This window comes from Deinococcus peraridilitoris DSM 19664 (assembly GCF_000317835.1).
Lineage (GTDB): Bacteria > Deinococcota > Deinococci > Deinococcales > Deinococcaceae > Deinococcus_A > Deinococcus_A peraridilitoris.
In genome coordinates, this window is the sequence record NC_019793.1 from 3,539,848 (window position 1) to 3,561,828 (window position 21,981).

General features: G+C 61.6%; 17 protein-coding genes. 5 read left to right on the top strand and 12 right to left on the bottom strand.

All coding sequences use genetic code 11. The annotated features are described in order from the left end of the window. Nucleotides 1–52 precede the first annotated feature (52 nt). Nucleotides 53–964 carry a carbohydrate kinase family protein gene (locus DEIPE_RS17180; protein ID WP_015237248.1) on the top strand — a complete coding sequence of 304 codons (912 nt, stop codon included), beginning with the start codon at nt 53–55 and terminating at the stop codon, nt 962–964. Nucleotides 965–1,003: 39 nt separating this feature from the next. Here the strand turns inward: DEIPE_RS17180 and tsaB are convergent, their stop codons facing one another. The 9 genes from tsaB to truD form a co-directional block, all read right to left on the bottom strand. Beyond that, nucleotides 1,004–1,555: a tRNA (adenosine(37)-N6)-threonylcarbamoyltransferase complex dimerization subunit type 1 TsaB gene (gene tsaB, locus DEIPE_RS17185; RefSeq protein ID WP_015237249.1), complete on the bottom strand. Its 552-nt coding sequence runs from the start codon at nt 1,553–1,555 to the stop codon at nt 1,004–1,006. Nucleotides 1,556–1,606: 51 nt separating this feature from the next. Beyond that, the gene (locus DEIPE_RS17190; protein ID WP_245557556.1) at nt 1,607–2,719 is read right to left on the bottom strand and encodes a hypothetical protein; all 1,113 of its coding nucleotides are present in this window, start codon (nt 2,717–2,719) and stop codon (nt 1,607–1,609) included. Between the two features lie 116 nt (nt 2,720–2,835). Continuing rightward, nucleotides 2,836–3,684, bottom strand: a complete 849-nt coding sequence (locus DEIPE_RS17195; RefSeq protein WP_015237251.1) for a carbohydrate ABC transporter permease — start codon at nt 3,682–3,684, stop codon at nt 2,836–2,838. Nucleotides 3,685–3,691: 7 nt separating this feature from the next. Then, nucleotides 3,692–4,639, bottom strand: coding sequence for a carbohydrate ABC transporter permease (locus DEIPE_RS17200; protein ID WP_015237252.1), 948 nt, complete (start codon nt 4,637–4,639; stop codon nt 3,692–3,694). A 134-nt stretch (nt 4,640–4,773) separates the two neighbouring features. Next, nucleotides 4,774–6,039: an ABC transporter substrate-binding protein gene (locus tag DEIPE_RS17205; RefSeq protein ID WP_015237253.1), complete on the bottom strand. Its 1,266-nt coding sequence runs from the start codon at nt 6,037–6,039 to the stop codon at nt 4,774–4,776. Nucleotides 6,040–6,189: 150 nt separating this feature from the next. Then, nucleotides 6,190–7,908 carry an AlbA family DNA-binding domain-containing protein gene (locus tag DEIPE_RS17210; RefSeq protein WP_015237254.1) on the bottom strand — a complete coding sequence of 573 codons (1,719 nt, stop codon included), beginning with the start codon at nt 7,906–7,908 and terminating at the stop codon, nt 6,190–6,192. A 143-nt stretch (nt 7,909–8,051) separates the two neighbouring features. Then, nucleotides 8,052–8,450: a hypothetical protein gene (locus tag DEIPE_RS17215; protein ID WP_245557557.1), complete on the bottom strand. Its 399-nt coding sequence runs from the start codon at nt 8,448–8,450 to the stop codon at nt 8,052–8,054. A gap of 93 nt (nt 8,451–8,543) precedes the next feature. Next, nucleotides 8,544–8,933, bottom strand: a complete 390-nt coding sequence (locus tag DEIPE_RS17220; RefSeq protein ID WP_157448912.1) for a hypothetical protein — start codon at nt 8,931–8,933, stop codon at nt 8,544–8,546. Between the two features lie 74 nt (nt 8,934–9,007). Further along, a complete protein-coding gene (gene truD / locus DEIPE_RS17225) occupies nt 9,008–10,060 on the bottom strand; it encodes a tRNA pseudouridine(13) synthase TruD (protein ID WP_041231696.1) in 1,053 nt (350 codons plus the stop codon). A 189-nt stretch (nt 10,061–10,249) separates the two neighbouring features. Between truD and typA the strand changes: the two genes are divergently transcribed. From typA to DEIPE_RS17245, 4 genes are all read left to right on the top strand, one after another. Next, nucleotides 10,250–12,031: a translational GTPase TypA gene (gene typA, locus DEIPE_RS17230; RefSeq protein ID WP_015237258.1), complete on the top strand. Its 1,782-nt coding sequence runs from the start codon at nt 10,250–10,252 to the stop codon at nt 12,029–12,031. A 140-nt stretch (nt 12,032–12,171) separates the two neighbouring features. Next, complete coding sequence (locus DEIPE_RS17235) at nt 12,172–13,281, top strand: hypothetical protein (protein ID WP_015237259.1); 1,110 nt, start codon at nt 12,172–12,174, stop codon at nt 13,279–13,281. Nucleotides 13,282–13,832: 551 nt separating this feature from the next. Further along, nucleotides 13,833–15,473 carry a DUF2334 domain-containing protein gene (locus DEIPE_RS17240; RefSeq protein WP_169316604.1) on the top strand — a complete coding sequence of 547 codons (1,641 nt, stop codon included), beginning with the start codon at nt 13,833–13,835 and terminating at the stop codon, nt 15,471–15,473. Between the two features lie 128 nt (nt 15,474–15,601). Continuing rightward, nucleotides 15,602–16,702 carry an IS4 family transposase gene (locus DEIPE_RS17245; RefSeq protein WP_015231253.1) on the top strand — a complete coding sequence of 367 codons (1,101 nt, stop codon included), beginning with the start codon at nt 15,602–15,604 and terminating at the stop codon, nt 16,700–16,702. Nucleotides 16,703–17,016: 314 nt separating this feature from the next. On the opposite strand, the gene DEIPE_RS17250 is transcribed toward DEIPE_RS17245, so the two are convergent. From DEIPE_RS17250 to DEIPE_RS17260, 3 genes are all read right to left on the bottom strand, one after another. Continuing rightward, a complete protein-coding gene (locus DEIPE_RS17250) occupies nt 17,017–18,081 on the bottom strand; it encodes a glycoside hydrolase family 26 protein (protein WP_015237261.1) in 1,065 nt (354 codons plus the stop codon). Further along, nucleotides 18,081–19,652, bottom strand: a complete 1,572-nt coding sequence (locus tag DEIPE_RS17255) for a polysaccharide deacetylase family protein (protein WP_015237262.1) — start codon at nt 19,650–19,652, stop codon at nt 18,081–18,083. The genes DEIPE_RS17250 and DEIPE_RS17255 overlap by 1 nt, the downstream gene beginning before the upstream one ends. Nucleotides 19,653–19,749: 97 nt before the next feature. After that, on the bottom strand, nt 19,750–21,618 hold the full coding sequence (locus DEIPE_RS17260; protein WP_015237263.1) for a glycosyl transferase family protein: 1,869 nt from the start codon (nt 21,616–21,618) through the stop codon (nt 19,750–19,752). Between the last annotated feature and the right edge of the window lie 363 nt (nt 21,619–21,981).

Sequence of the window (21,981 nt, forward strand, 5' to 3'; positions counted from 1 at the left end):
AAGGCAGGCAACGGCCGGGATGCTGCCCCCGGTAGTTTTCTAGACTGACCGAATGACAGACGTTTCCCCTCAGCCCCTCATCGTCAGTGCCGGCGAAGCGCTGACCGACCTTGTCCGTACGGGAGAGCAGACCTGGACGTCGCACGCCGGCGGTGCCGGCTGGAACGTCGCGCGTGCCGCCGCGTCACTGGGTGTGCCTTCAGCGTTCGCGGGCGCAGTCGGTCATGACGTCTTCGGCGACGAAATATGGCGGGTCTCGGTGGCCGCCGGTCTCGACGTGCGCTTCTTGCAGCAGGTCTCGGCGCCCACCCTGATGGCCGTGGTGCATCAGGTGCATCCGCCAGCCTATATGTTTCTGGGCGAGAACAGTGCCGACCTGCACTTTCAGCCCGATCAACTGCCCACAGGGTGGATGCGCTCGGTGCGCTGGATTCATCTGGGCGGCATCAGTCTTGCCCGCGCGCCGCTGAACACCCGACTGCTCGAACTGGCCGAGCGTGCCAGGGACGCGGGAGCGAAGGTCAGCTTCGATCCCAATGCACGCAACGTTCACGGCAACCCGGCGTACCGCCCGATGTTCGAGCGCACCTTGCAGCTCGCGGACGTCATCAAGCTCTCCGATGAGGATGTCCGCTTTTTTTATCCCGAGTCGTCCGAAGCCGAGGCCGTCAATGCGATGCGGGAACTCAATCCGGGCGCGCCGCTGATCGTGACGCGCGGGGGAGAGGGGGCCAGCCTGTTCGCGGACGGCGAACGGCGCGACTTTGAGGCCGTTCGGGTCGAAGTGATCGATACGGTCGGTGCGGGCGACGCCTTTGTGGCCGGTCTGCTGACCCACGCGGTTCGTGATGCGCAGGCGGGCTGGAGCGAACATATTCGTTTTGCCCTGACGGTGGGAGCGGCGGCCTGTACCCGTGCGGGCGCTTACGCACCGACCCTGGCCGACCTGACCGCGCTGTCCTGAGGCGCGGTGAAGCTGGATCAAGCGTGCGGCAAGTAGGGATCAGCTGTACTCCAGCTGCCAGTGCGGCTGACCTCGCGCGGCGGCCAGGCGGGCCAGCGCGATCCCGCTGGGCGCTTCGTCACGCAGCCAGGTCAGGCCACGCGCAAGTGACGCGAACTCGTCGGTGGGCTGCTTGCGGGGAGGATCGAGCACTTCGGTGACCAGCCCCTCATGTACCTGATACACCGCACCATACACCTGACCCCGGCGGGCGTCTGCGGAGACGGCCACTGTGCCTTGGGCGCGAGCGGCGACTCCCTCAAGTGAACTCACGCCCACCACATCAGCGTTCCATGCCCGGGCGCAGCCCAGTGCGTAGCTCGTGCCCACGCGCAGCCCGGTGTAGGAGCCCGGTCCCGTACCGATGGCGAGCACTGTTGCTCCCGGTGGGCGGCCGGACTGCTGATAGAGCCGCGTCACGGCCTGGGGCAATTCCTCGGCGTGGGCACGTCCCACCTCCTTGATGTCCTCCAGGGCGAGCGCTGCTCCGGATTGACCGTCCCACAACCCGAGGACCAGGAAGGGCGTGCTGGTATCGATTGACAGAATCATGCCTGCCCGGATGCTATCAATTCGCGGCGGGCAACGCGCGGCCGCTGGCCGTCACCGCAGAAGCCGTTCGTACAGGCAAGCCTTGAAAAAGGCGTTCCAGGCATACGGCCAGGTCTGACCGCTGGAGGCCAGGGCGGGGTTGTTGTGCCAACCCGGGCCCAGGTAGTACACCTGAGCACTGGTATGCGCAACGACGCTGTTGGCGCCCAATCCCTCGGTGTAGTTCAGGTAACCGACGATCCGTGAGGCTGTGAGCAGCAGGTTGGCATAGGGGCGCGACAGCAGTGCGCGTGCCTCGGCTTCGTTGGCCGGAAAGGGCACGCCCAATTGTGCGTTCATGGCGGCCAGCCGGTTCTGCTGGCCCAGCGCGTCCTGCCATGACATCTGGGTCAGCCCGACCGTTTTGGAGAGCTCACCCGTGAGGCCGCTGCGCCCGTACATCTGGGTGGTGCGCAGCGCCGCCGTATCGGTAAAAGTGCGCAGGGCGCCGGACAGACCGTACGCAACCCGGGCACCGGCCTGCTCGGTATCGACCACTGCGGCCAGCACCGCCGGGGGCAGCCCGGTGACCGACGCGGCGCGTTTAATCCAGCGCGCGTGCACGAACACCACCTCCGGCGCCAACGGCACGGGGGCCAGCGCGCGAAGACGCCGTGACAGCTCGCGCCGCTCGACCTGCTGCTGTTCCAGCAACGCCACCGCCGAAAAGGTCAGCCAGCGTTCCACGTTGCTCAGCGCCGCCTCGGGGCTGGAGAACACGGAGCGGCGCCCCAGTGCGATTTCCTGATTGCGGGTTTCGGCTTCGATCAGCCCCAGCATCGCACCTGCCTGAGCCGCACCGAACAGCGCGTGGGCGCGCCGGTACAGCTGGAAGTGCTCTTCGACCAGCCGCGAGCGGCGCGGTGCGGAAATTTTCAGGGCGTCGAGCCGACGCTCGTAGCGCGCGAGTTGGGGTGCGTAACGCCGCGAGAGGTCCACCGTGAGAGCCGGTGGTGGGGGCAGTTCCGCCCGGCGCGGACTGACGGCATCACTTTGCCAATGGGTGTATTGCCGCGAGACAAACCAGGCCACCGAGGGGCTGAAGCTGATCAGCAGCAGCAAGGTCATCGTCGCGAGCGCTTTGCCCCGCACGATCCATGGATTGCCCCGCGCCACGACGGACACGCTTTGAGCGTACGCGAGCGGAGCGGGCACCACAAGCGCCGGGCTCTCCACCCTTCATAAGAAATCAAGACGCTCGGTCACCGAGCGCCTTGATTCGTCAGAAACGGAAGGTGGAGTCAGCCTTTGACTGCGCCTGCCGTCAGGCCTGACACGATGTTGCGCTGGAAGATCAGCACCAACAGGATCAGCGGAATCGTCACGATGACGCTGGCTGCCATGATCTGCGCAAAGGGATTCTCGTACTGGCTGGCCCCACTGAACGAACCGATGGCCACCGGAACGGTGCGCGCCGCGTCCGTGGTGGTGAATGTCAGGGCGAACAGAAATTCGTTCCAGGCGGCAATGAAGCCCAGCAGCCCGGTGGTGACCAGGGCAGGCGTCATCACCGGCAGCATTACCTTGAAGAGCGTCTGCAGCGGCGAGGCACCGTCCATGACGGCCGCCTCCTCGAGTTCGCCGGGAATTTCACGTACGAAGCTGGTCAGCACCCACACCGTAAAGGGCAGGGTGAAGATCATGTAACTGAGAATCAGACCGCCCCACTGGTTGTAGAGTCCCAGCGCGCGCACGGTGGTGTACATGCCCCCCAGTACGGCGATCTGTGGAAACACGCTGACCGCCAGAATGGTGTACATCAAGATCGGCTTGAAGCGAAAGCGGAACTTGCCAAGTGCGTAGGCCGAAAGAACCGAGAGCAGCAAACTGATGATCACGGTGCCGCTGGCCACACCAAGGCTGTTGAGCAGGTTGCGCCCGAAAGGCTGACCTTGAAACACCAGCGCGTAATTCTCCAGGGTGGGCCGACGGGGAAACCAGTCGAGCGCGGTGTTCGAAAGTTCTCCCGGGCTGGTGAGGCTGGTCTTGAGCGCCCAGTAAAAGGGAAAGAGCACGTAGAACAGGATGATGGCCACGACCACCCAGAAAAGCGCCAGACCGAGGCGTTGAAGCACAGGATTCTTGTTCATGGCTACCTCAGTCGAAGCGGACCCGCAGGGTGGTGACGTACACGATGGTAAAGATCATGATGATCAGAAAAATCAGGATGCTGACCGCACTGCCGTAACCGAACTGTGCGTTGTCGATCATCTGCTGACGCGCGTAGATGCTCATGGTCATCGTTTCGGGGGCGTTGCCCTTGACGATGTACGGCATGTCGAACACCCGCAGTGCGTCGAGCGTGCGGAAGATCAGGGCCACCAGCAGGGCAGGGGTGAGCAGTGGCAGCGTGAGACGGAAGAACTGGCGCACCTTGCTGGCACCGTCCACGTCAGCTGCTTCGTACATGTCGCTGGGGATGCTCTGCAGGCCGGCGAGCAGCAGCAGGGCCATGAAGGGGGTCGTTTTCCAGACGTCCACGGCCACCAGCGCCCACAGGGCCGTGCTGGGGTCGGCCACAAAGGACTGTCCGACGTCCAGCATGCCCAGATTGCGTCCCCACTGGCTGATAATTCCGAAGTTGTCCTGATACATCCAGTTCCACATCTGCGCGCTCACCACGGTCGGCACGGCCCAGGGCACCAGGATGGCAGTGCGCAGCAGACCGCGCCCCTTGAACTTGCTGTTGATGACCAGCGCAAAGGCGAGCCCCAGCAGCGTTTCGGTCACCACCGAGGCCAGCGTGAAGCGCAGGGTTGTCCAGACCGACTGCCACCACAGCGGATCGGTCAGCAGCCCGAGTGCCGTACCGTCGTCACCACGGAAGAAAAAATTGTCGAATCCGATGTAGTTCGGTGACGCATCCGTGTTGATGTTGTATTCCGTCAGGGACAGGTACAGCGTGCGCAGCAGCGGATACCCTGCAACCAGGGCGATCACGATCAACGTGGGCAGCAACAGCCAGATCGCCGTGCGGGCCCGGGTCGCTTCGACGCTGCGGCCACGCTTGGGGTGGCTTTGCGCGGATGGGGTAGAAGTCGCCATGATGCTCCTTTCATATTCAGTGTGCGGCGTCCACGTCCGGACAGGATGCGCGCGTTGTTATGAATTTGCAGCAAATTCACGTTGGGCGCCCTGGTAGGGGGCGCCCAACGGTGCGGTTCCTGCCCGGCTCCGGCTTAGAAGCCGCGGCCCTTGATGCGGGTGATCTGTGCCTGGATGCTGGCCGCGGCCGCCTCGGGCGTCTGCTTTTTGGTCAGCACGCCGTAGACGCCGCTTGCAAAGGCGTTGGACACCTGGTTGTACTTGCTCTTGGTGGCCGTGGCGGGACGCGCGACGGCGTTGACGAACACGTCGTACAGGCTGCCGAAGAAGGGCACGGCCTTGAGCACGTCCTGGTCCTTGTACAGCGAGGCAATGGTGGGGTTGTAGCTGGCCTCGATGGCGCGGCGCTTCTGTTCTTCCCGCCCGGTCAGGTAGCGCACCAGATCGGCGGCTTCCTTGGGGTGAGCGCTGTAGTTGTTGACCGCCAGCTGCCAGCCACCCAGCGTGGCTGCGGGCTTGCCGCCCGGGCCTGCGGGGAGTGCGGCCACGCCGATCTTGCCCCGAATGGGTGACTTCTCGTCCTGACCGGCCGCGTAGGCGTAAGGCCAGTTGCGCATGAAGGCAGCGTTTCCGCCTTGGAAGACGTTGCGCGCTTCTTCCTCGGCGTAGGTGGTGACAGCCTGGGGCGCGATGGTGCCGATCCAGCCCTGCACGGTCTTGAGCGCGGCGACGGTCTTGGGGTTGTTGATGGTGACGTTGCCGTTGGCGTCGACGATGCTGCCGCCACCGAAGCTGGCGACCCATTCCAGGGCGTCGCAGGTCAGGCCTTCGTAGTTTTTGCCTTGAAAGACGAAGCCGACAAAGCGCGGGTTGTCCTTGCGCTCACCGTCCTGAATTTTCTTGGCCATCGTTTCCAGTTCGGCCCAGGTCTTCGGTGCGCTCTTGTAGCCGTATTTTTCCATCAGGTCGGTGCGGTAGTACAGCACGCCCGCGTCGGTGAACCACGGTACGCCCACCAGCTTGCCGTTGATGGTGTTGTTCTTGACGATCGCGGGGAAGTGCGCATCGAGTTCCGCTTTGGGAATCGATTTGCTGAGGTCGGCGAGGTGCTGGCTGATCAGGCCCGGCCACACCACGTCGATCATGTACACGTCGACGTCCTTGGACTTGGCGCCCAGCTGCTGTTGGTAGAGGGCCAGGCGGTCACCCGTCTCTTTGGGCACCTGCAGCACACGCACGGTGTTCCCGGTCTTCTTGGCCCAGGCGTCCGCGCCAGTCTTGCACTGATCGTATCCACTGCCGACCGAGTCGCAGGCGAAGGTCAGGGTTACACCCTGGGCTGAGGCCGCTCCCGCCGAAAAGGCGAGGCTCAAGGTGGAAATCAGCACGGCTTTTTTCATATGTCCCCCTACTAGAACAAATGCTGCGATGTTGGTGCACTCCAGGATAGAGCCTGCCGACGATCCCCGATTATACTTGGAATCGGTTCCACAAGACGATTGACTGACGGTTAAGGCTACCTCGCCCATGAAACGCTTGTCAATCAAACCTCAGCCTTGCTTGAGGAAATACCGCGCTGCGCGGGGCCCGTGGCCGCGTCGTTCGAGCTTTCCGGCGTCGACAAGCGATCGCAGGGCCCGCCAGCTTCCCTGGGTAGAAAGCCCGCACGCCATCCGGAGCTCACCGTTGGCCACCCCGGAAGTGCGGGCGGCCAGCATCAGGGCCACCTCGCGCGTAGAGGGCCGCGCCGGCCTGTCAGAAGTGGAGGGCGTCTGAGCACGCTGCAGGGCAGGAGAAGGGTGTGCAGGCATTGGAGGAGGCTGTGGAGTCGGGTGTTGCACGGTGGAATGGGCATGTCGCACCGTTCCACGGCCAATCGCGGCGCGCGAGGCCGGTGACAGCTCGTAGCGCGTGGCCGATCCACGCCCGGTCCGCGTGATCAGCCCACGGTCCTCCATGGTGGCCAGCAGGCGCGGTGTACGCTCTTCGGGCAGTTGCAGGGCGCGCGCCAGCTCGCCCCGCGCCGCCTCACCCTCCCGTCCCAGCAGGCTCAGCACGATCAGCATGTCGAGGTTAAGGGTCTGCATCTCTTCTTGCTTGCGGGCCACGAAGCGCACGAACTCGGCATCGAAGCCGGGGTTGTGCAGCGTCAGCGTTACGGCGTCCGGGTACGTGATGAATTCCGGTGGCTCTTTGCCGTGACGCAGCATCAACTGGTACATCTTGTCGACGCCCACTCCGGCACGCTCAACGAAGCCAAGCCGCGCCAGCGCCTCGGCCAGCAGCGGATTGCGGCGCTTGGGCTGGTGTCGCAGGATGTTTTTCGGCGTGATGCCGCCCGGAAATCCGCCTGGATTGCTGATCTCCAGCCGGTCGGGATAATGATGCACGTGCACCACGTCGCGCAGCTGATAGTCGCGGTGCGCCAGGGCGTTCAGGATGGCTTCGCGGTACACGGCCTCGTCGAAATCCCAGACCTCGATGCGAAACAGCCCGACCTGCACCGGAGTAAACGCGTTGCGCGCCTGCACCAGTTCCGAGAGCCGCAGCAGCAGCGCCGGAAGGGGACGCAGCAGATCCTCACGAAACTGAAAATCGACGTCGCCCTGAGCGTGATGGTAATAATCGACTTCGGCCTGCGGAATGTAGGCTTTCAGGGCGCGCGGCGTGCCAGCCATCAGCACGCCCGCGATGGTCGGACGCCATTCGCCGTCCTGTTCGACGAGCAAACCCAGCTCACGCAAAAAATCCAGGTCGGCCAGCTGAGCAAGGTCGCCGCGTCGCCCCATCGAGCGCAGGCGGGCGACTTCCAGCGGATCGAGGTCGGCGAGCGAAGCGTGAGGTGGCACGGTGGCGGTGTAGTCGGGTTGGGCCAGGGGCTCCACGTTGCTCGCACTCACGGGAACGAGGTGCGCGCCATCCCAGGCCACGACCTCGCCGGAAGGCGTGGCGAGCAGGTAAGGCGCCTGCGGTACGTGAACCAGCAGAACACGCCCGGCGTCCGTGAGGTGGTGTTGCACGTTGACGCTCAGGCGACCCCCGGACAGCTCGAAAATGGCGTGCGTGACCTGCAGCGGATGCAGGTCGCCTGCGTCCTGCACACCGTCACGTCCCATACCAACGATGACCGTTCCACCGCGCACGTTGGCAAGGCCAACCGCGTACCGCGCAAGATCCAGAGGACTGATATCAAGCGGCAGGTGAACGTGCTGCGCCGAAGGAGGCGCGATCAGCGGGGAAAATCCCAGGGCGGGCGTGGGCTTGTTCATAGGCGCGAAAAGCAGTCTCAACGGTTCGGCGATGGACCGAACCGCGTGAGCCAGTAAGTCATGCTAGCGCCTTCACGCCCGGTTCACATAGAAATACGCCACGCCCGGCGCCGCCCGCATTCCGGCAGCGGGCAGCAGCCAGCTCAGGGCAGCCAAGCCGTCTCACGCCCGACAGTGGCCTCGACCGCCGCGTTGCCGCCCGCAAAGGAGAGCACCAGGCCCACTTTCTGACCCGGCAAAAAGCGTCCGCCGAGCACCACGCGGTACATCGTCTTGCCTCCTAGCAGCATCTGACCTTGCACCGGAATGCTGCTCACGATCTTGCAGCGAGGCTGGCAACGCAGCAGGTTGGTGCGGGCGCCCGCGACCCAGATGCCGCGCAGGGTGTCACCGTCCCGGTCCCGGGCGCTCACGGTGACCTCCAGTACGGCGCCGCCGGCCGAAGGGCGCAGGGTCGCTTCGCTGAGAAAGGGAGCGCGGGCGCCCGCAGACGTCGAAGAAAACGCCGTCAGCAGGACAAGCAGAACCAGTCGGAAGTGCACGATGGCCACAGTTTACCCGACCAGGGGCAGGCGATGTCGATGCTGAGGAACCGGAACCGCGCCCGGTGCTGCCTCGGCAGGCTGAGAAGCGCTTCAGGGGGCGTTTGGAGTGACGACCGCCTCCACAACCGACACGCCGCTTGCAAACTGCATGATGAAGTGCAGTTTCTGTCCGGGCTGGAACTTGCCGCCGACGATCACGCGATGCGAAGTACTCGGCCCGAACGCAGTCGGGTTGCCGAGCGGCAGTTCGTTGACGGGTTTGCAGCGTGGATCGCACAGCAGCATATTGGTCGCGTGCCTGGCAACGAAAGCGCGCTGAAGGGTATCGGCTGCGCCGCGCGGCGTCATGGTCGTGACCAGCATCACTCCGTTCGCGGTGGGCTGCAGTTGCAAGGGAGACATGGTGGGGGTGCGCACCTGGGCCGACGCCTGTGGAGAGACAGCTGCCAGCGCGGCGGCCATCAAAAGTGAAAATCGCATGAGGCGACCATAGCGTGGTCTCTTTCGGCGGTCGGGCGCAAACTTGGCATGAAGCGTCTTCCTTCAGGCTGGTGTCATTCCGGATCACTTTCCGGCAACTCACCCGCGTCGACTTCGGTTTTGAGCACCTCGCGCATGACCGAGGTGGCGAAGCTGCCCTTGGGCAGCTCGAAGGAGAGCCAGTACCCGTCAGGAGTGGGCTCAATTCCCATCTCGCCGGGAAAGATCCGGATAGTGCGGCGGTCTCCCTTACGGGAACGAAAAGCCTCGGGCGTCAGCGCAAACTCCCCGAGCACCTCACGTTCCAGGGCGCCCGCTTCCTCGGTGAGCTCGCGGACCTTTCGCCCGAAAAGTGTGCCCGTCGCGCTGATCTCACCGCGCTGCGCGCGGGAAGTTTCGGCTGCCGCGTCCTCGACCCGGAACACCCCTCCGGTGTCGTGCTTTCGGGCCATATCGCCCACGACCAGGCGATCGAAGAGGCCACGCTGCAGGCGCAAACTGACGAAGGCGTTGAACAGCACGCTCTGCACGCTGGACACCAGAAAACGGCGCACCCGTGGATCGCGCAGCGACGACTCGCCGCGCAAGACCCGCAGTCCCTCCTCGGCGTTCAGCCCTCCCAAGCCAAAGCGCTGCGGCCCAAAGTAGTTCGGCACCCCGCTGCGGGCCAGCAGTTCGAGGGTGTGGGCTGCCTGCTCGTATGTCCCCGGCGCCTGGCGCACCCGGATCCGGAAACGGTTGCCCTGGAGGTGTCCCATGCCGAGCTTGTTGCCGTGCCGGGACACCTCCAGAATCTCGACGCCCTCCATGGAGAAGCGCTCCAGCCGGCCCTCGGCCTTGTCGGGGAGGCTGAGCCACTGGGTCGTTACTGCGTGGCGGTCCTTGAGTCCGGCGACACCGACGTGTTTCTCGTTGATGCCCAGCTGGCTTACCAGCTCGCGGACCACGTGGATGGTCGTGTGTCCGACCTTGCGCAATCTGACGAATACGAAGTCGCCCTCGCCGCACGGCAGGTAGGCCGGACGTTCCTCGACCACGAAGTCGGCCGGTTCGGTGCGCAAAACGCCGCCCGTTCCCGGGGTGTCGGTGAGGGCGGCAAGGTCGGACCAGGAAAAGGTGAGCTTCACCCACACAGCGTAGCGAATGCCGCTTCCAGGCCGCAGCGCCAAGATGGTATTTCGGGAATCGCGTAGGTGATTGGCGCTTCGAGATGAGCAAGACCTGCGTCTTTGCGATAGAATCTATTTTTGGGTGCCCGTAACCCAAGGGCGTGAACGTTGAACGTCGGGTGACACCACGGGCCAGGGAGTCAAGACATGGAATACCGCAACATCGCGATCATCGCGCACGTCGACCACGGCAAGACCACGCTCGTGGACGGCCTTCTCAAGCAGACGCTCAAGCTCGGTCACGGGCAGGAGATCGCCGAGCGTCAGATGGACAGCAACGCGCTCGAAAAAGAGCGCGGCATCACCATTCTCGCCAAGAACACCGCCGTCGAGTACGGCGGCGTCAAGATCAACATCGTGGACACTCCCGGTCACGCCGACTTCGGTGGCGAGGTGGAGCGGGTTCTCGGCATGGTGGACGGCTGTCTGCTGCTGGTGGACGCCGCCGAAGGCCCCATGCCGCAGACGCGCTTTGTGCTGCGCAAGGCCATCGAGCTGGGTCTCAAGCCCATCGTCGTCATCAACAAGATCGATCGTCAGGACGCGCGGCCCGAAGAGGTCGTCAACCTGACCTTCGACCTGATGGCCGAACTGGGCGCCAGTGACGACCAGCTCGACTTTCCGATCCTGTATGCCATCGCCCGCGAAGGCAAGGCCTTCCGCAACATCGAGGCCCCGCAGGACGACATGCACGAACTGTTCGAAACGGTGCTCGAGCACATCCCGGCGCCGCAGGTGGACCTTGACGCGCCCTTCCAGATGGTCGTGACCAACCTCGATTACAGCGAGTACCTGGGGCGCATCGTGGTGGGTCGCGTCAAGCGCGGCAAGGTGAAGCGCGGCGAATTCGTGAACCTGATGCACAAAGACGGCACCATGACCAAGGTGCGCGTCACGCAGCCGTTCACCCACTTTGGCCTTGCGCGCATCGAGGCCGACGAGGTAGGAGCGGGCGACATCGTCGCGCTCGCCGGAATCGAGGACGCGCAGATCGGCGAGACCGTTGCCGACCTCGCCGATCCCGAGGCGCTGCCCATCATCACGGTGGACGAGCCGACGGTCAGCATGACCTTTCAGCCCAACACCAGCCCGTTTGCCGGCAAGGAAGGCAAGTACGTCACCAGCCGTCACCTCAACGACCGCCTGAAAAAGGAAGTGCAGACCAACGTCAGTCTGCGTGTCGAGGAACTCCGCCCGGACGAATTCAAGGTCTCCGGCCGTGGAGAGCTGCACCTGTCGATCCTGCTCGAAACCATGCGCCGTGAAGGCTACGAGGTGCAGGTCGGCGCGCCACAGGTCATCATGCGCGACATCGACGGCGAGAAGCACGAACCCTTCGAGCACCTGGTGATCGATGTGCCCGAGCAGTTTTCCAGCAACGTCATCGGCGTGCTCTCGAGCCGCAAGGGCCAGATGGTCAACATGGAGCCGCAAGGCACCCGGGTACGCGTGGAGTTCAAGATTCCCTCGCGCGCCCTGTTCGGCTTCCGTACCCAGTTCTTGTCGATGACCCAGGGCGAAGGCATCATGAGCCACGTCTTCGACGGCTACGCTCCTTACGCCGGGGACCTCAAGACCCGCCAGAACGGCAGCCTGGTCTCCATGGAATCGGGCAGCGCGTACGCTTACTCGATCTGGAAGCTGCAGGACCGCGGCAGCTTTTTCATCACGCCCGCCACCGAGGTTTACGTGGGCATGATTGTCGGGGAGAACAGCCGCGAGCAGGACCTCAACGTCAACGTCTGCAAGAACAAGAAGCTCACCAACGTGCGTTCCTCAGGGGCTGACGACGCCCTCACGCTGACCCCGGTGCGCAAGCTGACACTCGAGGACGCGCTGGAGTACATCGGCGACGACGAGCTGGTCGAGATCACCCCGACGAGCATCCGTCTGCGCAAGAAGATCCTCGAACCCAACATGCGCAAGTAAACACGCTCGCGTAAACGCCAGACCGAAACGAGGGAAGCAGCAGGCTTCCCTCGTTTTTTGCTGGCCATCTGGGGCGCGCTGCTATTGTGGAGTCACTGTCGTTCACCTGTGAAGCGAGCAGACGCCAAAGGAGCACCCGCGTGACCCCCATTTTGATTGCCGCCCTCATTGTCGCCGTGATTTTTGCCTTGCGGGGATCAGGCCGCTCGGTGCCGCTGGCGGGTGTGGTGCTGGCAGTGGTCGCCCTCGGGGTGATTGCTACGGGAGGCTGGTTCGTGCACCCGGTTGGGGCGCTCACGCTGGCGTGGCTGGCAAGCTTTGTATTTTCCAGAAAGCGCAGGCGCAACCTGCCGTTGCTCGCCGGCGGGCTCGGAATGCTGTTTGCACTGTCGTTGCTGGGCGCGTCATGGCTGGTTCATCCGGCTGCGGGCATGGCCCTCGGCGTACTTGCCTCGGTGCTCTTCACCCGGCGCCGGCGTGACCTGCCGGACGTGGCTGGAACACTGGCGGTCATGGCGCTGCTCGGTGTACTGGGCGCTTCGTGGGTGGCGTTTCCAGCCAGCAGCCTGATGCTGGCGTGGCTGGCAACGGTGATGTTCTCCGGTAAAGTCTTCGTTGAGCCCAAACGAAAGGACACGCAGCCCGACGGGGAGTTGACTGCGTCACCGCATGCTCTGCCCGCAACCAGCATTGACGGCGCCACGGTGTGGACATCAATGGCCGGCGAAGCGCAAGCGCGTGAAGACGTCTTTGTGCCCGCTGGCCGCCGGGCAAGCTCGAAACGCCGTAGTAAAGCCGGACCGGGAGTGTCCGGTCCGAAACCGGACGCTCCGGACACCAGAACCCAGATCGAACGTGTTGTGGGTGATCACGGAGCGCAGCTCCCGCCAGAGGCCACATCACGCCTGGAAGCCATTCGGCAACGAGGCGCCGAAGCTCTTCAATACCTGACCGAGCGCGGCCTGGATGGAAGCGAACACGCGCTGCTCGCCCGGCATATCGTTGATGAGTATGCCCCTGACGCAGTGAAAGCGTATCTGAGGCTACCCCCCTCAACAGCCAACACCTTGCCTCTGCAGGACGGCAAGACCGGGCGCGACCTGCTCATCGAACAACTCGACCTCCTGCTCGACGGTGTCGCCCGGATTATTTCCGACGCGACTGTTTCGGGTGGGCGCGAGCTGCTGGCGCACCAGCGGTTCTTGGAAGCCAAATTTCTTGGTGGCAAGAAAGATTTTGAGCTCGATTGAGTACCTCCGACTTGAGTTTTGGTGTTCTCCCAACACTCAAGTCGAGCGGAGGCGAGTAAGGGAGGCGTGTCTGCCGCTGGGTTCTGTCGTTCTCGGTGCTGTTCCCACAACGGTAGAACCCAGCGGCAGACACTTGAGTCACATGAATTGCCCTATGTATGCCCGTTGTCTGCGGCACCATACCGGCACCGGAGTGAGGGCCAGGGTGTCTCCATTCATGAAGGTGCGATCGCGTCGGGCTTCAACTACGCGGTAGCGTGAGAAAATTATTTATATGCACCGCTGCCCTATGAGTGCATTTTTCCATGTGAAACACGATTTTTGAAGTTTTATACGATGTGAAGTTTTCCATCCCTTCATGTAGATTTCAATCATTTCACCGCTGAATAAAAAAACTAATGTGAAAACGGAGGTTGGTTATGGGCAGGAAGTGGTCAGCGTTAAGCATCTCGCTGTCACTCCTCATCGGATGCAGCCAGGCACCCACGCCCGATTCGGCGAACCAGTCGGCACATCCTGCTGGAAAAACCGTACCGGGTGGCCCTCAAGCTGTGGCTCAGCGCGACAAGACTGGAGGTCAGGGCCGTCAGCGCCAGCTGGCGCTGAATTTGGGTCTTCCAGGCTGGCCAACCTTCAAGCACACTCCCCGAAAACCATTCTCAAATGCCCGGCCAGCAAGACCGGACGAGCTGCGTCCGGCCATTCCCGATGGCCCGCCTCCGTCCTTGCAACTTCAGTCGCAGGCGCTGAGTGCGTCAAGCGGTACCATCAACGTGTTCTACAGCGATCCACTTCCTGCCTCGTCTCCGTACCGGGATGGAGGGCGAGTACACGCGATTCATTTGGCGAATCTGCTGGGCCACTTCCCGGGATATCAGATCGTCGTCAAACGCATCTCGGAATATCGAGCGGGGGATGCGTCGGCGAGCGTTCGGACATTTTACATCGGAACCGTTTTCGACGAGGTGATGCCGGCGTCGTTTCTCGACGAAACGGCGCAAGGCGCGCCGGTGACCTGGATCAATTACAACATCTGGCAACTGGGTGAAAAGCTGCCGACCCGTCTGGGACTGCAGTACGTCGAAAGTATTTTCGCCACGGGAGGCGAAGAAAAAACCACCTACAACAAGATTGAGTACAAGGGATACACCTACGACAAGTACATCGCGCCGATGGCCATGATCAAAGTGCAGGCGAACGCGGGCGTGAACGTGGTTGCTACGGCGAAGAATGCCGCAGGCCAGGCAATTCCCTACATCGCGAACAGCGGCAAGTTCTGGTATGTGGCGGACGACCCGTTCTCGTATATCCACCCGACGGACCGCTACGTGGCCTTTGCAGACACCCTGTTCAGCATGCTGGAAAGCCAGGAATCATGTACTCCGCGCGCCATCTTGCGGATCGAAGACCTCATTGCCGAGGACGATCCAAGCGGACTGCGAAACATCCTCGACGTGCTGGTCAAGGAGAAGGTCACGAAATTCGGCATGACGGTCATTCCGCAGAATGTCGTGCCGCAGGCTGATGGTACGTTCAGCAACTACAACTGGAACCGGAATGTCGCGATGCTCAAACAGGTCTACCGGGGAATCGATCTGGGAGGGAGGGTCATGCAGCACGGCTACACCCACCAGTTCACGCCGCTGCGCAACATGAGCGGACACAGCGGTGATGACTGGGAGTTCTGGTACAAGGCCCAGGAAACGCCTATTCCGAACCTGACCGCAAGCGGAGCCGTGAAGCGAATTCAGGACGGTCGCAAGCTCTTGCTGAAACTCGGCATCCAGCAGTACGGCTGGACCACGCCTCATTACGAAGCGCATACACCGTTTTACACGCCCTTCAATCAGGTGTATCCGCAGGCGCTCGAGCGGCGTATATACGTGGGTGATGATGTGCGTGCCGGCCAGTTTTTTCCCTACGCTGTGCGTGACACTTATGGCACGAAAGTTATTCCTGAAAACCTGGGAAACATCCAGGTCGGCTGGATGCCCGCGCAGATCCTGGAAGCCGCGAAAGCGAATCGGAACCTCACTTGTCCCACGGCCAGCTTCTTCATCCATACCTACCTGTTTGAGCCCGATTATACGGACGAGGACAAAACGACCCAAGAGGAACTGGCGGCGTTGATTCGGGGAATCCGCGACCTCGGATTCGAGTTTGTGGATCCGCTGGAGTTGCAGGTTCCGTAACCTGAAGCGTTTGTCCATTTCATTGATGGAGTGTCTTCCTCCTCAGTACCCCACAACTTGGTTCGGGTAACGTCCTGAAGGGCGATTTGATCGCAGCGTAGACACAAGAAGAGCGGCATCAAGGGAGTGTGTCGCTCCAAGAAGCCGCTCTGGCTGATCCTACCAAGCTCGGCGAGGTCATCAAGCACCATCTGCCATTCCTACGCCGAGATACCCTGCAACGCCTCGCCGACGTCGTCACCGCCCTGATTCAAGCTCGCTCGACCAAGCACGCCCAGCTTGCCCTCCATCTGCCCGGCACAGTCGGTGCCGTCAGCAAGCTGCGCCGAGTCGAGCGCTGCCTACACGACCCTCAGCTCGATCGCGACGTTTTCTTGAAGCTCCTCGTGCCACTGCTGCCCGACGAGAAGCTGGTCATGACCATGGACCGCACGAACTGGGAACACGGCGAAGCCGACCTGAACCTCCTTGTGCTGGGCGTAGTGCTTGAAGGCTTCACCTTGCCCCTCGTGTGGATGGCCTTGCCGCACGGGGGTAGCAGCGACACCGGAGTGCGTGAGCGTTTGGTCGCTCAACTTCTCAAGGTCTTGCCCGCGAAGCGGTGGCGTGTTCTGGTTGCCGACCGTGAGTTCGTCGGGGCGGCGTGGTTCACGTTTCTGAGGCGGCGCGGCATCAAACGCTGCCTGCGCATCCGAGGTGACGCTCGGATCGACGACGTGCGGCTCGACGAGGGCTGGGGGTACGTGCAGCCCGGACAAGTGGTCGCGCTGCTCGAAAAAGCGAATGTGTACGGCAACGTCATGCAACTGGTCGTCACCCGCACCGACGCCGGGGAACTGCTCGCCCTGGCGACCGACCTGAAGATCGACGAGACGCGGGCGGTGTATCGTTTGCGCTGGACCGTGGAGTGTACCTTCAGCACTCAGAAATCCAGAGGCTTCGACCTGGAGGCGAGTGCCATGACCAGGCCGGATCGGCTGGAACGCTTGTTCGGGGTAGTCACGCTGGCTTTGGCATGGTGTTTGCGTGTCGGCGTGTGGTGTCACCAGCAGCGGCCCATCAAACGCAAAAAACACGGACGCCGTGCAGTGAGCCTCGTCAGGTACGGCCTGGAGCTTCTTTCCGCTTCTTTGCGTTGGGACACGAGTGACTGCCTGACACTTTTGGCGCTTGTCATGCAGCCTTTTCCCGCTCCAGCACACCACTCAATCCAAGTTGTGGGGTACTGAGGTCTTCCTCCATCAATTCCATTTCCAAACGCTCCTGGTCAAGGTCACTCGCTCCCCGCGCTGACAGCGTGCCCAAAAGCGGTTTCGGGCACTGCGCGCTCTCCGCTCGGTCAAAAACATTGATCAAAAACCGATCAATGTCTTTGACAACCCCTTTAAAGTGTCGTCCGGTGATGGCAGGTGCTTTACCCGTTCGGTTTTGCAAGGTGTCGGTGGACTTGAGCGATTTCAGCTGCCCACTTGATCGGCATCTTGGAGTGAAATGCCGCGACGAGCAGGCCAGCTGCGCGGTAGCTGCCCGTACAGCATGAGCACTATTGATCAAAGCTCGGCGTGTCAAGCACCAGGGGCGACGCGAGCTTGGTACGAAAGACCCGCGCCAGTTCGGGTACGGCCTGCACCCGCATCTCGGAATTGTGGCTGGGAACGGTGTCGTTCTCCCATGCTGAATTCCACCAGGCAAAGCCTCGCACCTGAGGCCAGCGGTTTTGTAACAGCGAGGTTAAGGCGGCCTCTGCCCAGGGAACAACGCGCTCCACAGGATGACTGGAAACCATCCCAAATTCGGCGAGCAAGATGGGCTTGTTCGGAGCGAGCCTGGTCAGTCGCGTCACGGCGGCGTCCATTTGAGCTACAAATGGGGCCGAGGAGGATTGCAGCGGAGTTTGCACGCCATAAGCCGAGACAGCCAGCCAACTGACCACGTCGTCTCCCGGGTAATACCCTTCCAGCCGATTGCTTGCCGTCTGCGGATCGTCAGCGGCATTGACGTGAAACACCCATGACACATTCGTGGCTCCCCGCGAGCGGATGACATCCACAAGATGTCGGTATGCCTTTCGAAAGCGTGCCGGTCCGTTGGGCGCATTGTGGATCTCGTTCCAGGGAAACCACCGTCCGTTGACCTCGGTTCCGAACTCAAGCAGGATTGGTGTTCTGAACGCCCGTGCCGCGTCTCCCCAGTCTCGCAGGTCCCTGTCGAACGTGCCTCTGGCAATTGCCTCCAGGGTGAATATCCTTTCTGGTCGTCCGAGGTCCGTAGAGCTGCGCAGCATCAGCCGAATGAACGGTACGGCGCCGCGCGCCCGGATCCACTCGGCGGTGGCTCGGGGAAATGTCCGGTCGACGCTCCATTCGTTCGAGAAATAAACCCAGGCCACCTTGCGACCAACCGCCTGCTCGTACGCTTCGAGATCTGCTGGCCTGATGTCACTCTCGCTTCCTTGAAACCTTCCCGGATAGACACCGTGGTAGAGCTTTCCTTCCGGTGGAAGCGAGAGAGGCACTGGGCGGGAATCACGGCTGGCCGAGGGTGCTGGGCCCATGCCGACCAGTGCCAGGCTGAGCAACACCACATACAGATGAGGACGGGCGATCATTACGGGGAAGTGTCGGATGCGGATTTGAAAGGATCGACAAAGCGGAAGCCCAGCTGTGAAAGCTGCCGCATGAAGGCCGTGAACTGGCGCTCTGTGACTTTGTGTTCCCCTTGGTAGTCGGGACTCAGCTGGTAAGGGTGAAAAAAGAAGCTGACCCAGGGGCACTGCAAGGCGCGGTTCGCTCTGGCCACTTCGAGCATGTGTTGCAGGCTCGCGGGCGTTTCGACTTGGTCCATGTTCTCTGGAAGAATATAAGTTCCCAACACATCCCGTACCGGATACGGAAAAAACTGCTCAAAGGTCACGCTTCCGGTCCGGTAGGTTCTGCGCTCGTAGGCAATCGGGTAGGCCTGCGCAAAAACCTCGTACAACTCTGCAGGCGCCGCATAGTGCGGAGTGACCCAGCCGACCGGCCTGATGCCCAGGTCTTGCAAGATGGTCTTGCCGAGCTCCAGCCTTTCGCGTGCTGCAGAAGCCGTCAGGCCAGACAAGGGGGCGTCCGTACGGGCATCCCAGAATTCGTAGTCATAACCACTGATGCCCTTGGGATTGGCCTGCACTTCGTACTGATGGGTGTAGCCATGCTGGAAAATCCGGGCACCGAGGCGCTGCATGCGGCGCAGCTCGGCAAGTAGTTCCGGGCGACTTTCCCACGACACACGGCGACCGGGTGCCCGGAATTCGGGAATCACCGTGGCCGAGAAGGGTATATGTTCCCGTTCGAGCAAACCGATCGCCCTGCGAAGAACTGCAGCCGACTCGTTGGGTTGAATGTCCTCCATGCGAACCAGGGCTCGTGGCACGCATGATCGTTTCTGGCCCAGCATATCGCCCAGCAGGTCGGCCAGAACAAGATACCGGTCGGTTTCCCCCGGCTCTTCGAGGGGGATGTCTGCAAAGTACCAAAGTCGCTTGAGCTGCGCGACGTAGGGCAGACGCCGGCCCTGATGGTCGTGCGCCCAGGCATGCACCCGGACACTGGCTTTGTCTGACAGTTTCACTTCCGAAATGTCGAGCCGGCCCGGGCGTTTAAAGGCGTGGTTTCGGTATTCCACCCGGTCAAAGCTGGTGGGCAAGGGAAGGTTCTGAACTGCAGAGATGCCCAACGGGAGCAGCGCGTCAGACGGGAGCTGCCACAGATTGTGCCCGATCCACGTGACAGGTGCATCCTGGAGGACGTCATCGACAAACGCTTTTGGTAAAAGTCCGCCATACACATTGCCGAGATAGAAGGTGCGCCTGGTCTGAAATGCCTGCCCGCCCGTGTATTCGGATACCGGCTTGACCGTAATATGGAGGTTGGGGAACGAGCCGAGCAGGTTCTGAAGTTTAACGGCATATGAGCGGGCCTGGTCGGCATATGCTGGGATGATGCCTGGTCCCGTGTGAACGAGGATCAGTACTTCGCCGCCCAGGGTGCTGATTTGGCGCTGTACATCTGCCAGCACCTTCTGTGACTCGTCGTGCGAGCGTGCCGCGCGGATGTCCATGATCAGGGTTTTCAGGTTGCTGAACGACAGGCTGAGGATAGCTGCGGTGAATGCGGCCAGCAAGAGGAAGGTCAGTGGCACGATCGTCCTGGGTGTGGAGTGCCGCTGCCACACGTTTCGAAGTCGTTGGCGGTGCTGGGGCTGGTGATGCTCTGCCTTTTTCAACCTACATCTAATCTTAGTCGTTGCCGGTCACGGTGGTGGGTGTGTAATCGTGAAGACGACTGAGAACATGGCGGGCGTCCTGAGGATCGAGGGCTAGGGTGATCAGCGACTGCCCGTACTGCTGTCGTACATCCTGCAGGGCGCTCCACAACCGGTCATCCTCGAAGGCCAGCGGTGTCGCCACCACAATCCGGTCATCCTTGCGCTGCAGCGGCACGAGCTGCCACTTCGTCATGGCTTCGATGGGTAGCAGGGTGAAGTCGGGGGTGGCCTCGTCTAGTTCGACAAAGGGTACGCCGACGACTTCGGCCAACCGTTGATACAAGCGATGACTCGTGAGTTTTCCACGCTGTACGAGGATGGCGCCGAGCCGGTCGGAATGAGTTCCGTGCTGCTCCCGCACAGCGGCGGCCAGGTCGCGTGGGGTCAGGTCGCCGTAAAAGAGGAGGGCGTCACCAAGCCGGCGCCGCACGCCCTGAAGAATAACTTCTGGCACATACGCCTTGCGTTCGGTTTTGTCCCACCTGGGGGTGCTGCCTTTCTTGGCTCCCGCTCCGGGCCAGAAGTACAGACGCCAGGCACGCAGTGTCGCGCAGGCATTGATGATGTTGCCCACAAACCAGCGCAATGGAAAGAAGGGGAGAACGAAGGTCGAAAGCAAGGCTTCGCCCCAGCCGTACACGGCCCTGATGGCAAACATCCGCATCAACAGACGTTCGGCCGTGAAGCCAAGCACGGTCAGGAGCAAGGGGGTGAGTACATGCGGGTCTCCTGTGGGCAGTCCGAGGTAGGGAGCCAGGACGGTATACAGGGCTGCGGGATAACCGACGAGGTGAACGAGATTCGTGAACTTTCCTTTCTGGTCGTGCAGCAGCGTCAGGCGGTCTCTCCATGAAAGCGCGTGCCAGTCGATGAACGTGGGTGTCTGAAGTGTGATTCCGTACGTCCAGCGACCTTTTTGCCTGACGGCCGCGGTAAAATCGTTCGGGAAGTACTCGCGGACGGCGACGTACTCGCTTGACACCGTGCCGCGATGGTTGAGGCGCTGGAGGCGCTGCAGGTGAAAGTGAACGCGGTAACCCAGACGCCACAATCTCCAGGCCAGTTCGTAGTCCTCTGTCAGGCTCTTTTCGTTGAAGATCGGTCCATGCTGCGCCAGGTGACTCAAGACTTCCCGACGCATGACGAACCCGGTACCGGCACTCGGAACGAAAAGCCCCAGGGCCGAGCGAATCGGGACGTGGTGCATATGATGCTCAGCGAATTCATCGGCGTAAGTCCGCGAGATCAGCACGTTCAATGCGTTTTGCCACGTGAGACGATGAAATAGCGCGAAGACGGGCATCTGCACGATGTGGTGCTTGTTGAGGAGCGCACTGTACAGCTTGAATGCATAAGGATGGATAACGTCTTCAGCGTCGTGTACGGCGATGGCGTCAAACAGCTGCCCACGTTCGTGTTCAAGCCGTTCAATCGCCTGATACACCTCATTGAGGTTCTGGCTTTTGTTGGTTGGACCCGGGCGAGAATTAACGACACAGTGAACGTTGGGCAGCTCCCCGGCCAAGGCGGTGATTTCTTCCAGGGTTTGCCTGTCATTGGGATACACGCCGATAAAGAATTCGATGCGTTCTTCTGGATAGTGCGAGTGCCGCAGGGTCGTCAGGAGCATGTCGCCCACCACTCCGGCCTCTTTCCAGGCCGCCACCATCACGGCAATACGCTTGGGGGTGTCGTTGGCAATTTCAGCTGCCTTCAGGCGTGATGCGTACGCACGTCGATGGTAGAAGATGTATACGAGATCCAGGAGGATGTCGTCAATGCTGGCGAGCAGGTAAGCGATTAAAACAAGGGCCAGCACGACTGTCACCGTTTCATACATGGTGTTCTCCTGACATGAGTGTGCCGACGCTCTTGCAATGTTGCAGGGCGCGAGTAACTGGGCGGCCAACCAAACTTATTTTTCTCTCAACAATAATGTCAGGTTTTTCACACCTGCTTATGTGTAAGTTTTTAAGCCGAAGTTTATATTCCGGTTAGAGAGATGAGCCATTGAGTGAATGAGGCTATTCATAATGTGTAATATGCATAGCTAGGCTACCCGGGTACATTTCTAGATAAATTATTAGAAAGATAAATCGAAATTGAGGTTGCCTTCGATTTTGCTCAACAACGGGACGGATAGATTTCAGACGTCCGTGCATAATCCAGCTGCACCCTGATCCTCACATTCGCCGATGGGGAT